Raw genomic sequence first — 13,473 nt, forward strand, 5'->3', positions numbered from 1 at the left:
CCTTGTTGTTCCGCCCGTCGGTTTCTGTATCTGCTGGTCTAATACGCTGAAAAGGATCTGAGCATGTTCAAACTTGCGGCACTCACCCTCGCAGCCCTCACCCTGAGCACCACCGCCCATGCCGATGTCAATTTGAAGCTGGGCACTACCGAACGCGTTACCCGCCTCTTCGCCTACCCCAACAATTGCAACGTGATCTGCTTTCGCAACTGGACGCTCGAGCAAACCGTCGAGCATTACCTGACCCAGAGCGTGCAGCGCGATGGCTATGGCGACGCGAAGGTTCTGGTCAAAAACGACAATGGTCAGCTCTACGCGCAAATCATCGGCGTGCCCAATAGCTATGAAAAACCTTTGGCAGCGCTGCTCGATGCCGGTGACCTGGCCTATAACGGCGCCAGCAAGCTGAATGCCGACGGCAAGTGGGCGTATAGCTGGTACCTGTTCCTGCCGCTGGGCATGGCCCTGGAGAACCGCAGAAGTGTCGAGTTGCTGCACTTCCCGCCCGACTATTCGTTGACCCAGGCCCAGGATTACCTAAAGTCCGCCACCACGGATCGCTGGGCCTCGCTGCTCACCGTCAATGGCATCCCGGCCGAGCAGACGCCAGCCTTTCAGACCATCATCGACATCGCCCCTATAGCCGCCCCCTCCAACGCCGGCAAGGACCTGGAGGGCGTCTACAGCTACTTCAACGACTACCAGACCACCATGGTCAGAAACGTCAGCCTGCACGCCAGCGGTGAAACATTGCCAATGGTCGCCTTCGGCTCACCGGTGCGTAACTGGATCAAGCAACAATACGGGGCGACCGTGAATGTGCTGGGGCTGGCGACGATCAGCCCGAGTGACGGGGTGAAAGTGCGGGTGCTGGGCTCCAACCACCCCAGCTACATCTGGTATGCGGCCGATCCGGCAAGCTATTCCGGCAACGATGCCAAGGCCAAGGCCGATACGGCGGGGCTGAAAGTCATGGGCCAGGATTTGAGTGCCGCCTGCTGGCAGGCCGTCATGGGCCGCCAACCGGACAGCAATGCCGATATCGAGCTGAAAACCTGCACACAAACCTGGCAAGTGGCCGAGAAGGAAAAAACCTGTGCGCTGTTCTACACCTCGATTCGCAACCTGACGCCGGGACAAGCGGCGGCCAAATGCTCGACAGCAGCGATCCAGTTGCAACTCAAACAGCTCAAGGCACCCGCACCGGCCACCGCCCAGCCCGCGCCACCGCTGTAAACCGACTATCGGCAGTCCATCTGTCAGTTTTGACAGTAGACCGCCCGCGATATCTGCGAGAGGCTTGGGCCGTACCCCATGTGCTGCAGCGCTGACTGGATCGTCAGCCAATGGAAGTCGCAGCACCCAGCCGACAGGGATCGTTATGAAAGCCGATGCACTGCGCAAGTCTCTCGCACCACCGCCGCAGGGTATTTACCCTTTTGTGGAGTTACCCCCGCACCTCGGATATCCATCCCTGGCCGATTTCGAGATTCTCTCGAACGATCAGGGCGCGCCCATGGCCGCGGTAGCGTTGCGCGAGTTTCCCCGCATAAGCCGGATCTGCCGGGTATCGGGGCATTTGCTGCCCTGTCGTGGCCGGCATACCCGACAACTGGCCCGGGATATTCATGTCCATGACCCGCATTTCTGTGGGCTGCTGCGCCACTCTTGCGACCCGAACGTATTTCTCGACATGAGTGAGCTGTGGTTATGGGCGCTCAAAGACATTCAGAAAGGTGACTGGCTGTCGATGGATTACGCCGCCACGGAAGACCAACTGCTGCGCCAGTTCGCCTGCCGCTGCGGTTCGTACAACTGCCGGGGCTGGATCACCGGCTTCGATGAAGCGCCGAACGCCGACGGCCAGCTGTTTTTGCAACAGTGGCGTCGGCAAAGTCCGCGCTGAAGGGCTTTACAGGGGTTCGAACGGACGCAGGCGGTACTGCGGCGGCAACTGCTCGAAGCCGCTGATGGTAGCGTTCAGGCTCTTCCAGCGACCGTCCTTGATACCGTAGATGCAGCCATGGATCGACAGGCTCTGCCCACGGTGCCAGGCGTTTTGCACAATGCTGGTGTGCCCGACGTTGGCCACTTGCTGGATCACGTTGAGTTCGCAGAGACGGTCGACCCGCTCTTCTTCGGTGGCCAGTTTGGCGAGTTCTTCGCGCTTTTCGTAATACAGGTCGCGAATCGAGCGCAGCCAGCCGTCGATCAGGCCGAACTGGCGATCCTGCATCGAGGCGCGCACGCCGCCGCAGCCATAGTGGCCGGTGACGAGGATGTGCTTGACCTTGAGTACGTCGACCGCGTACTGAATCACCGACAGGCAGTTGAGGTCGGTGTGCAGCACGACGTTGGCCACATTACGGTGTACGAACAGATCGCCCGGCAGCATGCCGACGATCTCGTTGGCCGGCACCCGGGCATCGGAACAACCGATCCACAGGAACTCAGGGGTCTGTTGGCGGGCCAGCTTGGCGAAGAAGTCAGGATCCTCCTCCTTGATCGCAGCGGCCCAACGCTCGTTGTTATCAATCAGATCTTGTAATTCGTTCATGCTCTGAAGCCTCAAGAATGATGCGCAGCTTTGACTGACAACCGTCCGTCGAGGTCACGCGCGAAATGCGGATGCTCTCCTGATCCGGTACACGGGGCTCCATGCCGGTGGAATTCTCGGTAGCCACGTGGGTCAACCGTAGTAAGGCCTACAGTATGAGGAATTGCCATGAATGATTCACGACGTCCGTACGATGCGGTGCAACCGGAACCCGTCGACGACAACGAAGACCGCATGGGCTCGGTGCGTGAGCTGGATTTCGACGCCGAAGAACCCAGCGCCAGGATCGGTGACGAACTGCCGGAAAACGAGCGCGAACAACTGATGCCACGCCGCCGCGGACGTGAAGCAGGCCTGACGGGTGCCTCGACCGGCGACCATCAACCTACCGACGACGACATGAGCCCGGAAACCCTGATCCGTGAAGACGGCGCCCGGGATGCTCATGAGGCGGGCAATGATAAACGCGCGGATTGGGACCTGAGCATCGTCGATGAGGAGGATATTGGCGGTGGCAATGGCCTGGACGAGGCGGAACTGGCGCAGCGCGATCCGATGGACGGCAAGCGATAGTTTTTTAGTGCCTGTTCAGCCGCCTTCGCGAGCAAGCCCGCTCCCACGGGGGGAATGCATTCCAAATGTGGGAGCGGGCTTGCTCGCGAAGCTTTTAAGCTCAATCGACCAATGTGCAGGCCATGACCACCGCATCTTCGCGACCGCCCACCGCCGGGTAGTAATCCCGGCGTCGGCCGATTTCGTTGAAACCATAACGTTCGTACAGTTTGAACGCCGCAGTATTGCTGTCGCGCACTTCCAGGAAACACTCCCGGGCGTCGGCCTTGTAGGCAATCGACATCAAATGCTCCAGCAATGTCAGCCCCAGGCCGCGGCCCTGGTTTTCCGGCTTGACCGTAATGTTAAGCAGGTGCGCCTCGTCGAGGATGATCTGCACCACACCGTGGCCCACCTGTTGCTGACCTTCGAACATCAGCCAGATCTGGTACTTGCCCAGGCCGTCGAGGAAAATCCCGCGGGTCCAGGGATGGCTATAGGCCGCGTACTCGATTTTCAGCACGGTTTCCAGATCCGCCTCGGTCATCGGGCGAAACGATACAGCGTCACTCATTCGATTCTTTCCAACGCGCCATCAGCCGACGCATGGCTTGCCAGACATCAGCCTTACGCTGTGGCTCTTCCATTAATAATTCCAGGCCCGGTACCGCCCAGGCCGAGCCCAGGCCTTCGATCTGCAACTCGCGATTGAACGCTTCGGCATCCGCCTCGCCGGCAAAACGCACGGCGGGCAGGCCGATCAGCCACAGGCAGGCGCATGGCGTTTCTTCCATGCGCACCGAGAGAAAACCCTGTACGAAGTCGCGGGCCGCTTCGGGGCCCTGATCCATCGTGCCACGCACCAGCAGCGGCCAGCGCACCGGCTCGCCAACGATCTGCGGGCTGTCCGGCAGACCGGCGGCGCGCAGCATGTCCTTGAGCAGCAGGTAAGCAGGGTCGCGGGTCTGGAAGGATTCGCCTGTGGGTAACTCCACCAGCAGCAGGCAACGCCCGGCCCGCAGCAACTGCAGGGCGAAACGCGGCGGCGGCACGACCGGCGCCTTGACCACGACGGGTGCCTCTTCGGCCTCTTCCACCGGTTTGGCACCGGTGCGGGTGCTCGCCAGCGATGGTCGCGGCACCTCGATCTTCACCCGCTCGGCCGGTTTGACCACAGGCGCCACGGGCGTCTCAGCCACGACAGCCGGCACGACAGGCGCGGCCTCGGCCGGCTCGGGTATCTCCAGCAGCTCGGGCCGTGACGGCGCAGCAAAGGGCAATTCGGTGCGCGGCAGCCAGTTGACCACCTGCATGGCGTTCAAATAAGCGCGACGACGGGACTCGATAAGCAAAGGTCGGCCACTTGTGGATAACTAAAGTGCGCTGATTCTACCGCCGTTCGCACAAGATCGCGCGCTGTTGATCGATAGACTTCACGGACAGAAAAAACAACAGCCCGTCCCGAGAGTGAATCGCATTGCCGCCGATGCAGTACAATCGCTGCTTTTAATCGCCAACCAGCCGGCCATTCCGATGATCGAACCCAAGCGCGTCTTGCGCGCCCTCGCTGAACACTGGGCACTTCTGGAGCCACTGTGCGAGCACTTCGACCAAGGCACACTGAGCCTCAACGAACTGCGCACGCAACTGGCCGCCCAGCAACTCGACAGCACGCCGCAGGACATTACCAGTCTGCTCGACGTGTGGATTCGCCTCGACATCCTGGTTCCCGTGGCCAAAAGCCCGAACCGTTTCGAGCTCAATGCGCAGATTCACGACTTCCTCGCCTATCTGCGCCGTGAACACCGCCTGGGCCTGTGCCTGGAGATCGAAGCCTATCTGCGCCACCTTGAGCGTCTGGCCGGCTACATCCAGGACGCGTTCGACATCCGCGACGGTAATGACCTGGCCCGCCAGTTGCGCCTGCTCGACATGCGCGTGCGTGACGTGCTGAAAAAACTCGATAACGACGAACAGGCACTGGTGGCCGTCGCCGAACGGGCGAAAACCAGCGACCGGCAGATTCCGTTGCGCCAGCGTTACGCGGAAGTACTGGCGACCTGGGACGAATACGTCGAGCCGATGATTGATCTGGTGAACGCCGACGGTGCCTTCGAACAAGGCGTGCGCAAGGTCGAAACCGTGCTGCTGAAGATGCTCAGCGAACAGCAGCGCCTCGGCCACCTGGTCGACGACGACATGCTGCTGCGCACCCACGCGCGCATCCTCGAAATGCAGACCAGCGCCCAGCTGACCCTGCGTCATGCCCGCGAGCTGCTCTTGCCATTGCGTGAAGAGGCCCGCCGGCACAATGCCGTGACCCGTGGCGCAGCGCTGGCCCTGGCCGCCATCCGGCGCAAGGGCATCGACGCCGTACCACAAGCGGCGATGCCGCTGTTCACACGGCCGCAAAGCACTTTCCTCGGCAGCGCCAGTCAGGTTGAAGCCTACGTCTACGCGCTGGCGCGTTTCGAACCGAAACCGGCGCGTTTCCCCAAGGCGCACAAGACCCACAAGGGCGGCGATGCACCACGCGCGCCTCGCACGGTTCGGGAAATGCTCGAACGCTGCGAAGACGCCCTGCCAATGCCGGACCTGATGACCTGGCTGCTGGAGCAGGAACCGGACGGCGCCACCGACGAATTGCTGTACTGGTTCTCGCGCCTGTCGCGGGAAAAACGCTTCAAGCGCGAGCGTCTGGAACGTCGCGAATACCATACTCACGAGCACCAGGTCAGCCTGCGCTCCTTCGCCCTGCTCTCGGTCAGCGATGACGCCGCCGAGAATTCTGCGAGCATTCCTCATGCAACTTGATCTATCCGAACTGTCCCATCTGGCGCCGATCTTTCGCGAACTGTTCAAGGGTTACCACGTCAGCCGCCGCGATCCGGAGCTGTACGCACAGCTGTCGAACTTTCAGGACCAATACCGCACGCTGTTCAAGGCACTGGGTTTTGAACTGGTCTGCGACACCCGCGGCTTCTACTACTTCGTGCCGGACCTCGCGGCAGCGGCGGTGAACAAGACCGCCCAGCGCCTGGCGCTGTTCACCTTCATCCTCGTCGAGCACCTGGCCGACCAGGGCCGCGACCCGATCTCCGTGCTCGACGGTGGCAGCCTCGGCCGCGATGAACTGCCGTCGCTGCTGGAAAAGTACCGCGACCTGTTCATCCAGGCCGAAGTGCAAACCCAGGACGAGCTGGAAGAAAAGATCATGCGCCGCATGACCCAGCTCGGTTTCGCCAGTGAAGAAAACGGCGTCTACCGTTTTCTGCCACCGATGCACCGTTTCCTTGATGTGTGCCTGTCGGTGCAGCAGGACCGCGATCTGGCCGCCAGCCTGCACAGCGTCCTGCCGTTGCCGGTGCCGGTGCTGATCGACGAAGACAGCGACGAAAAACTGCTGCAGACCGACGACCCGCTCGACTTGAGCGAATTCGAAAGTGAAAGCGAAGAAGACGCCCTGGCCCGGGCCATTGCCGAAGAACAGGAGCTCGACGCATGAGCAAGGAACGTTACGGCATCCGCCGCTTTGCCCTTTTGAACACCGCCGGCTACAGCCTCGGCCTGTTCCCGCTGGAAGAGCCGCTGTCGGTGTACGGCGCGAACAACCTCGGTAAATCCGCCTCGATCAACGCCTTGCAGTTCCCGATCCTGGCGCGCATGTCGGACATGAGCTTCGGCAAGTACAGCCTGGAACAATCCCGGCGCTTCTACTTCGCCTCGGACACCAGTTACATCCTGGTCGAAGTCAACCTGCCCCACGGTCCGCACGTGATCGGTGTGGTCGGTCGCGGCCCCGGTGGTGGTTTCGGTCACCAGTTCTTTGCCTACGCGGGCAAGCTGGACCTGGCCCACTACCAGAAAAACGACACCTGCCTGCGTCAGAAAGAGCTGTTCACCAACCTTGAGCGCGAAGGCCTGAAAGCCTACGAACTCAAGCCGGACGAACTGCGCCGCTTGCTGGTCGGTGGCCACACCTCGATCCCGCTGGACCTGACGCTGATCCCGCTGCGCTCCACCAGCGAGCAGAGCCTGAAGACCTTCCGCGCACTGTTCATCAACCTGCTGCACATGCGCGAAATCACCGCGGCCAAACTCAAGCAGCTGTTCCTCGATGCCTTCGAACACAGCCTGCGATCCGGCAGCGTCGATTACATTGCCGCGTGCGAAGAAGCCTTCCGCGATGTACGACGCATGGAGCAGGACTACAACTCGCTGGTCGCCGCCGGTCCGCTGGTCGAAGCGCTGGCCAACGGCGTGAAGCAACGCGACATCCTGCGCGGCAAACTGCACCGCATCTCGCCGTTGCTCGATTCATTGCTGGGCACCTGGTCGGACTACGCCAGTGCGCGCAAGGAAGAGCTGACCATTCAGGCCGAGCACTACCGCAACGAACAGGACGCCCTGCAAAACGATCAGCGCGGTGGCACTCAGGAACTGATGCGCCTGGAACGGGAAATCACCGGTATCCAGCGCTGGCTCGGCGAATTGTCGGTGCTCAAGCATCGCTTTGCCCTGGTCGATGACGTCAAGGTGCTGGAGCAGCAACTGCTGGCCGCCAAGGACGCCCACGATGAACTGGCCGGCGCCTTGGCGCAGTCTCGTCAGTTCAGCGCCGAAGACCTCGACGAGCGCCTGCGCGACCTGGAAAAACGCCTGAAGTCGGTCAAGCAGCAGCTCGATCACGCCGACAACAACAGCTACGCCCGTCTGCGCGAAGAGTTCTCGCAGCAGGACGTCGAGCGCCTGATGCGCCTGTTCAACAGCGCGCTGTTCAGCCTGCCGCTGGGCGAACATGGCATCACCCTCGACGAAAACGGCGACTGGGTGAAATCCGTGGAGCTGATCCTCGACGGCTTCAAAGGCGAACGCTTCGAAGTGCCGGGCCTGTCCATCGACATCTCGCACATCGAACCACCGGCCTTGCAGGCCCTGGCTGACCGTGCGGCCCTGCGCGACCAGAAAGAGCGCCTGGAAAAAGAACTCAAGCAACTGAAAACCCAGCAGGCCGTGGCTGCCGACCGTGCCGCGAGCAAGACCCAGACCGAAGTGCTGTACCAGCAAGTGCTGGATGCGCAGAAAGCCCTGGAAGATTTCCGTCGCGCGCAAACCCTGAGCGCCGAAGAAGGCGACAAGCTGGAACAGATGGCTCAGATGGAAGCCGCACAGGACGAATTGAAACGTTCCAGCGACGCCTTTACCGAGCGCGTCCAGCAGCTGTCGGCCAAGCTGCAACTGGTCGGCCGGCAGATCGGCGACATGGAAGCCAAGCAACGCACCCTCGACGACGCCCTGCGCCGCCGTCAGTTGCTGCCGGCGGACCTGCCATTCGGCACGCCGTTCATGGACCCGATCGACGACTCCATGGACAACCTGCTGCCGCTGCTCAACGACTATCAGGACAGCTGGCAAGGCCTGCTGCGGGCCGACGGCCAGATCGAGGCGCTGTACGCTCAGGTGCGCCTCAAGGGCGTGGCCAAGTTCGACAGCGAAGACGATATGGAGCGTCGCCTGCAACTGTTGATCAACGCCTATGCGCACCGCACCGACGAAGCCCTGACCCTGGGCAAGGCTCGCCGCGCCGCCGTGACGGACATCGCCCGGACCCTGCGCAACATCCGCAGCGACTACGACAGCCTCGAACACCAGTTGGCGCTGTTCAACCGCGAAATCAACAAACGCCAGGTCTCCAACCTGCAAAGCTTCCGCATCGTGCTCGCACCAAACAAGGAAGCGCTCAAGCACATCGACCAGATCATCCACAGCGCCGGTCAGTACGAGGAAGGCGAAACCCTGTCGGTCTTCGACCTCAGCCAAAGTGCCGAGCAAGACAACAAGAACGAAGAAGCCAAGGAATACCTGGCGCGACTGGTGGCGGCGAACCACAACCAGCTCGGCCTCAAGGACTTGTTCGAGCTGGCGTTCGAGATCACCAAGGTCAACGGCCAACCGGTGATCCACACCGACATCGACGGCGCCGCGTCCAACGGCACGACCATGACCATCAAGGCGCTGACCAACATGTACTTGTTGCTGCACTTGATGGACCGTGACCAGGCCGGTCGTGTACGCCTGCCGTACTACCTCGATGAGGCCGCGGACATCGATGAGAAGAACCAGGCCGCCTTGCTGGAAACCAGCTTGCAACTGGGCTTCGTGCCGATCCTGGCGAGCGTGAAGCCGCAGGTCTGCGCCAGTGTCGCCATCGACCTGGAAGGCGGCAGCGGCCCGGCCGGCATCTACATCGACGAGGCAGACTGGAAGTACATCCGTCGTCACGACCAGGTGAAGGCGACGGTCAGCGAACAAGCGGATGAACCGGAGCTGGATGCGGTCTGAGGCTTGAATCGAAGGCAATGAAAAAGGCCGCGGTCCAATGGATCGCGGCCTTTTTCATAGGTGTGTCAGTTAGCTTTGCAGTGAACTTCAGGGCCTCTTCGCGGGCAAGCCCGCTCCCACAGAGTCTGTGGCCAACCGATAACCCTGTGGGAGCGGGCTTGCCCGCGAAAGCGTCATCACTGACGCTACATAACCCTCAGACTATTTACCCAGCGAAATCTTCGGCGCCCAGGTCAGCCATTCGTCTTCGAACTTGTCGAACAACGCGAAGGTCTGCTCCGGTCGCGCCGGGCTGCCCATGCGCTCGCCGTCCGGTGTGGCGAAAGCGACACCGCCCTGAATCATCGTCTCCAGGGATTCAGTTCGCACCGTTGCACCTCTGAACAGTCCGACATCGAAGTCGAAACCGCTGGTGTTCCAGAACCGTGTGCCGCTACGCACCAGCGGCGCGTACTTCGGCTCGATCAGGATATGGATCAGGACACGATCGGCGGTCTGCCCCAATTCATAACCCGTTACCTTGCCCACCGTGATTTCGCGATACGTCACCGGCACACCGGCCTTCAGCGAACCGCGACGAGCGGCGCTGAGCACCAGACTCAAACCGTCCTCACGTTTTACAGCTTCAGGCGGGCTGGCCAGGGCCATGAAACTTTTCTGCGGCCCCAGATTCTTGGCAGCTGGCAGCACTTCGATGTATTGCCCGGTCACCAGGGTTTCAAGGTTCGATGTCTTGATCAGCCCCAGTTCAGGCTTGACCACCCAGTACTGACTGCCGACCCGGGCGATGCGCTCCGGCACTTCGGTAATCCGTGCGGTCAGCAGTACCGATTGCAGGTCGTCACTCAGGTCAACGTCCTCGATCTTGCCGACATCCAGGCCCTTGAAGCGAATCGGCGTGCCCGTACGCAATCCATCGGCGCGATCGACCTTGATGGTAATCACCTCGCCCTTTTGCGTGGCGTCGTCATGGCTGGCGAACAAGCGGAAACGTGGAATGCGCTTTTGTAGCGGTGCCTTGGCTTCCGGGGTTTCAAACGCAATACCGCCGGCCATCAGGCTTTGCAGCGATTCACTCTTGACTTGAATGCCACCGGTCAGGCCACCCGAGAGCGTGATACCGCTGGCATTCCAGAAGCGTGTCGAGGCGTTGACCAGATCCTCGTATTCCTTCTCGATATGCACGCCGATGATCAATTGCTTTTTTTTGCGCGAGAACTGATAGCTCTGTACCGAACCGACCTTGACCTGCTTGTAGAGAACCGGACTGCCGACTTCCAGCGAGCCAAGGTTTTCGGTGAACAACACCAGGTGCAGGCCCGGCGCACGCAGATCCAGGGGTGGCGCCTTGGGCCGCGCGACGAATTCGCGTTGCGGCGCGGCACCCTTGTCGCCAGGACGCACAGCGATGTAGTTACCTTTGACCAGCGCCTCGAGACCGGTAATCCCGGCGAGAGAAATCGACGGTTTGACCACCCAGAACTGCGTGCCGTCGACCAGGTAATCTTCGGCCAACGGGTCCATCGTCAACTCGGCGGTGGCCCCGGACAGGTCGGGATCGACCTTCAGCGCCTTGAGATTGCCGACCTGAATGCCTTTGTACATCACCGGTGTACGACCGGCCTGCAAGCCTTCGAAGTCGCTGAGCTTGACCTTGATCCGGATACCGGCCGCCGCTGCATCGAAGTCTTCATAGAGTCTGAACGGCAGACTTGGGTCGGTAGGCGGGCTGTCCTTACGGTTTTCGGGTGTAGCGAACGCAATACCACCGGCGACAATGCTGGCCAGGGATTCACTGCGAATCTTCACCCCCGACAGATTGGCGTCGATGCTGACCCCGCTGGCATTCCAGAAACGTGTGTGTTTGCGCACCAGTTTGGCGTAAGTCGGCTCGATGAAGACCTTGAGCTCGACGGTGCTCTGGTCCTCGGACAACACATAGCTTTTGATCTGCCCCACTTTGATCTGTTTGTAAAACACCGGACTGCCACGGTTCAGCGAGCCCAGGCGGTCAGCCTTGATGGTCAGGTGCAGACCGGGCTGGGCATCGGAAAGCGGCGGTTCCTGGGCCAGGGCCTTGAACTTGCGAACCGGTTCACCCTCGCCCGGACTGATCGCAACGTAGTTGCCCGAAACCAGCGTCTCAAGACCGGTAATCCCTGCCAACGTGACGCTCGGCTTGACCAGCCAGAAACGCGTGCTGGTGCGCAGGTATTGCTCCACGTCCTTGTTCATTTCGATACTGGCGATCACGCCTTTGGAACTGCCTTCGTCATCGAGCTTGAGGCTTTTTACCTTGCCGACCGACATGCCTTTATAGACAACTTCGGTCTTGTTGGCCTGAATGCCTTCGCCACTTTCAAAGCGTACCTGAATCTCGATACCGGTCTCGTTATAGGCACGCCAGCCGAGCCAGCCGCCGATGATCAAGGCGATCAGGGGCAACACCCAAATGGCAGACCAGTTCGAAGCCGGTCGGGTTTTCGCTACAGGCAAATCAGTCATGGTCGTCGTCCGACTCCGTGTTATCCCAAATCAGTCGGGGATCAAAGGTTACTGCGGCAAGCATCGTCAGAATCACCACCGAGGCGAAAGCGATGGCGCCAAGATTGGCTTCGATACTGGCAAGCCGCCCAAAATTCACGACCGCCACGAGGATGGCAATCACAAAGATATCGAGCATCGACCAGCGGCCGATGAATTCAATGAAACGGTACATCCAGATACGCTGGCGAGCCGAAAGGGGCTGATGGCGCTGCACGGAAAACAGCAGCAGAGCAATGCCCACCAGCTTGAAAGTGGGCACCACGATACTGGCGATAAACACCACGGCCGCAATGGGGAACATGCCGTAGTGCACCAACTCGATCACACCCGCCATGATCGTGCTGGGCGCTCCTTTGCCCAGGGAGTTCACGGTCATGATCGGCAACAAATTGGCCGGTATGTAAAGAATGGCGGCGGTAATCAGCAATGCCCAGGTGCGCACCAGGCTATTCGGGCTGCGGGCATGCACCAACGCACCGCAGCGTGTACAGACTTGCTCGTCGGTATCAGCTTCCTGCCTGTTCAATTCATGACATTCCTTGCAAATCAGAATGCCTGCATCAATCGCCCGCATGGGCATCCTCTCCTGATAACGCTTGCCAGATCTGGTGAGGCGACATTACGACCTCCAGCCAGACTTGAATCAGCAATAAACCAATGAAGCACGCCAGGCCGAGGCCTACGGTGATAGCTGCCATATCTGCCAGTTTGACGATCGCCACCAGCACGCCCATGAAGTAAACCTCGAGCATCCCCCATTCGCGTATATGGTGATAAATGCGATAGAGCAACAAACCGTAGCTGCGCCCGACATCAAAACGGATACTCAACAATACGGCCAGTTGGCACAGCAGCTTGAGCAGCGGGATCCCCATGCTGCACAGGAATACAATCACTGAAACGCTTTGCATGCCCGTGTCAAAAAGGGCGACAACGCCGCTCCAGACAGTGTCTTGCGAAGACTGCCCGAGTAGATGGAGCTGCATGATGGGTAAAAAGTTCGCCGGAATAAACAACAACAAGGCGGCTATGACCAGGGCGAGACTGCGCTGTACGACGTTGTACCGATTGGCATAAAGCTCGTAGCCACAGCGCGGGCACAAGGCTTTTTCGCCATGGGCGAGTTCTGGCTTACGCATGAGCAAGTCGCACTCATGGCAGGCAACCAGATTTTCAAGTGGTAATTCTGACAGCTCTTTGGCGTCAACCGAATCCGGCATAAGCGCTCTGACTCTAAAAAAGTTGGACCTATTCTAGTGTCCCGGGACAAAAATAACTGCGCCAATTTGTGCTCGATTGAGCGTGCTTTTTCTACGCCAAAAACAAAACCCCAACTGCTTTCGCAATTGGGGTTTCGGAATTTAATCTTGACGATGACCTACTCTCACATGGGGAAACCCCACACTACCATCGGCGATGCATCGTTTCACTGCTGAGTTCGGGATGGGATCAGGTGGTTCCAATGCTCTATGGTC

General features: G+C 60.1%; 12 protein-coding genes and 1 rRNA gene. 6 read left to right on the plus strand and 7 right to left on the minus strand.

The genetic code is table 11. The features are described 5' to 3' along the window. Nucleotides 1-63: 63 nt before the first annotated feature. A complete protein-coding gene (locus BSF40_RS14280) occupies nucleotides 64-1,236 on the plus strand; it encodes a hypothetical protein (protein WP_095965593.1) in 1,173 nt (390 codons plus the stop codon). A 145-nt stretch (nucleotides 1,237-1,381) separates the two neighbouring features. Then, a complete protein-coding gene (locus BSF40_RS14285; RefSeq protein WP_095965594.1) occupies nucleotides 1,382-1,906 on the plus strand; it encodes an SET domain-containing protein-lysine N-methyltransferase in 525 nt (174 codons plus the stop codon). A gap of 6 nt (nucleotides 1,907-1,912) precedes the next feature. Here BSF40_RS14285 and can read toward each other — a convergent pair whose 3' ends face one another. Next, on the minus strand, nucleotides 1,913-2,557 hold the full coding sequence (gene can / locus BSF40_RS14290; RefSeq protein WP_007978048.1) for a carbonate dehydratase: 645 nt from the start codon (nucleotides 2,555-2,557) through the stop codon (nucleotides 1,913-1,915). Between the two features lie 168 nt (nucleotides 2,558-2,725). On the opposite strand from can, the gene BSF40_RS14295 reads away from it, so the two are divergent. Continuing rightward, entirely contained in the window at nucleotides 2,726-3,130 is a 405-nt protein-coding gene (locus BSF40_RS14295) for a serine kinase/phosphatase (protein WP_095965595.1), read from the plus strand. A 100-nt stretch (nucleotides 3,131-3,230) separates the two neighbouring features. Here BSF40_RS14295 and rimI read toward each other — a convergent pair whose 3' ends face one another. Beyond that, a complete protein-coding gene (rimI, locus tag BSF40_RS14300; RefSeq protein WP_007978046.1) occupies nucleotides 3,231-3,683 on the minus strand; it encodes a ribosomal protein S18-alanine N-acetyltransferase in 453 nt (150 codons plus the stop codon). Then, nucleotides 3,676-4,422 carry an energy transducer TonB gene (locus BSF40_RS14305; RefSeq protein WP_095965596.1) on the minus strand — a complete coding sequence of 249 codons (747 nt, stop codon included), beginning with the start codon at nucleotides 4,420-4,422 and terminating at the stop codon, nucleotides 3,676-3,678. The genes rimI and BSF40_RS14305 overlap by 8 nt, the downstream gene beginning before the upstream one ends. Nucleotides 4,423-4,642: 220 nt before the next feature. On the opposite strand from BSF40_RS14305, the gene mksB reads away from it, so the two are divergent. The 3 genes from mksB to mksF are packed head-to-tail and all read left to right on the plus strand — an operon-like array spanning nucleotide 4,643 to nucleotide 9,451. After that, on the plus strand, nucleotides 4,643-5,923 hold the full coding sequence (gene mksB, locus BSF40_RS14310; RefSeq protein ID WP_172435713.1) for an Mks condensin complex protein MksB: 1,281 nt from the start codon (nucleotides 4,643-4,645) through the stop codon (nucleotides 5,921-5,923). After that, entirely contained in the window at nucleotides 5,913-6,614 is a 702-nt protein-coding gene (gene mksE / locus BSF40_RS14315) for an Mks condensin complex protein MksE (protein ID WP_095965598.1), read from the plus strand. Before mksB ends, mksE begins: the two co-directional genes overlap by 11 nt. After that, nucleotides 6,611-9,451, plus strand: coding sequence for an Mks condensin complex protein MksF (gene mksF, locus BSF40_RS14320; protein WP_095965599.1), 2,841 nt, complete (start codon nucleotides 6,611-6,613; stop codon nucleotides 9,449-9,451). The genes mksE and mksF overlap by 4 nt, the downstream gene beginning before the upstream one ends. Before the next feature lie 201 nt (nucleotides 9,452-9,652). Here the strand turns inward: mksF and BSF40_RS14325 are convergent, their stop codons facing one another. The 4 genes from BSF40_RS14325 to rrf form a co-directional block, all read right to left on the minus strand. Beyond that, nucleotides 9,653-11,956 (minus strand): intermembrane transport protein PqiB, encoded by a 2,304-nt coding sequence (locus BSF40_RS14325; protein WP_095965600.1) that lies wholly within the window; start codon nucleotides 11,954-11,956, stop codon nucleotides 9,653-9,655. Next, complete coding sequence (locus BSF40_RS14330) at nucleotides 11,949-12,572, minus strand: paraquat-inducible protein A (RefSeq protein WP_015096842.1); 624 nt, start codon at nucleotides 12,570-12,572, stop codon at nucleotides 11,949-11,951. The genes BSF40_RS14325 and BSF40_RS14330 overlap by 8 nt, the downstream gene beginning before the upstream one ends. Continuing rightward, nucleotides 12,559-13,218, minus strand: a complete 660-nt coding sequence (locus tag BSF40_RS14335; protein ID WP_015096843.1) for a paraquat-inducible protein A — start codon at nucleotides 13,216-13,218, stop codon at nucleotides 12,559-12,561. The genes BSF40_RS14330 and BSF40_RS14335 overlap by 14 nt, the downstream gene beginning before the upstream one ends. A 145-nt stretch (nucleotides 13,219-13,363) precedes the next feature. After that, a 5S ribosomal RNA gene (gene rrf / locus BSF40_RS14340) occupies nucleotides 13,364-13,473 on the minus strand; the annotation flags it as partial.

Origin of the sequence: Pseudomonas sp. ACN5 (assembly GCF_002303975.1) — a bacterium.
In the GTDB taxonomy this organism is placed as follows: Bacteria; Pseudomonadota; Gammaproteobacteria; order Pseudomonadales; family Pseudomonadaceae; genus Aquipseudomonas; species Aquipseudomonas laurylsulfatiphila.

What these genes read in the sequence shown, in the direction of transcription:
- BSF40_RS14280 (WP_095965593.1), top strand. Translation starts at nt 64, where the DNA reads ATGTTCAAACTTGCGGCACTCACCCTCGCAGCCCTCACCCTGAGCACC.
- BSF40_RS14285 (WP_095965594.1), top strand. Translation starts at nt 1,382, where the DNA reads ATGAAAGCCGATGCACTGCGCAAGTCTCTCGCACCACCGCCGCAGGGT.
- can (WP_007978048.1), bottom strand. Translation starts at nt 2,557, where the DNA reads ATGAACGAATTACAAGATCTGATTGATAACAACGAGCGTTGGGCCGCT.
- BSF40_RS14295 (WP_095965595.1), top strand. Translation starts at nt 2,726, where the DNA reads ATGAATGATTCACGACGTCCGTACGATGCGGTGCAACCGGAACCCGTC.
- rimI (WP_007978046.1), bottom strand. Translation starts at nt 3,683, where the DNA reads ATGAGTGACGCTGTATCGTTTCGCCCGATGACCGAGGCGGATCTGGAA.
- BSF40_RS14305 (WP_095965596.1), bottom strand. Translation starts at nt 4,422, where the DNA reads ATGCAGGTGGTCAACTGGCTGCCGCGCACCGAATTGCCCTTTGCTGCG.
- mksB (WP_172435713.1), top strand. Translation starts at nt 4,643, where the DNA reads ATGATCGAACCCAAGCGCGTCTTGCGCGCCCTCGCTGAACACTGGGCA.
- mksE (WP_095965598.1), top strand. Translation starts at nt 5,913, where the DNA reads ATGCAACTTGATCTATCCGAACTGTCCCATCTGGCGCCGATCTTTCGC.
- mksF (WP_095965599.1), top strand. Translation starts at nt 6,611, where the DNA reads ATGAGCAAGGAACGTTACGGCATCCGCCGCTTTGCCCTTTTGAACACC.
- BSF40_RS14325 (WP_095965600.1), bottom strand. Translation starts at nt 11,956, where the DNA reads ATGACTGATTTGCCTGTAGCGAAAACCCGACCGGCTTCGAACTGGTCT.
- BSF40_RS14330 (WP_015096842.1), bottom strand. Translation starts at nt 12,572, where the DNA reads ATGCGGGCGATTGATGCAGGCATTCTGATTTGCAAGGAATGTCATGAA.
- BSF40_RS14335 (WP_015096843.1), bottom strand. Translation starts at nt 13,218, where the DNA reads ATGCCGGATTCGGTTGACGCCAAAGAGCTGTCAGAATTACCACTTGAA.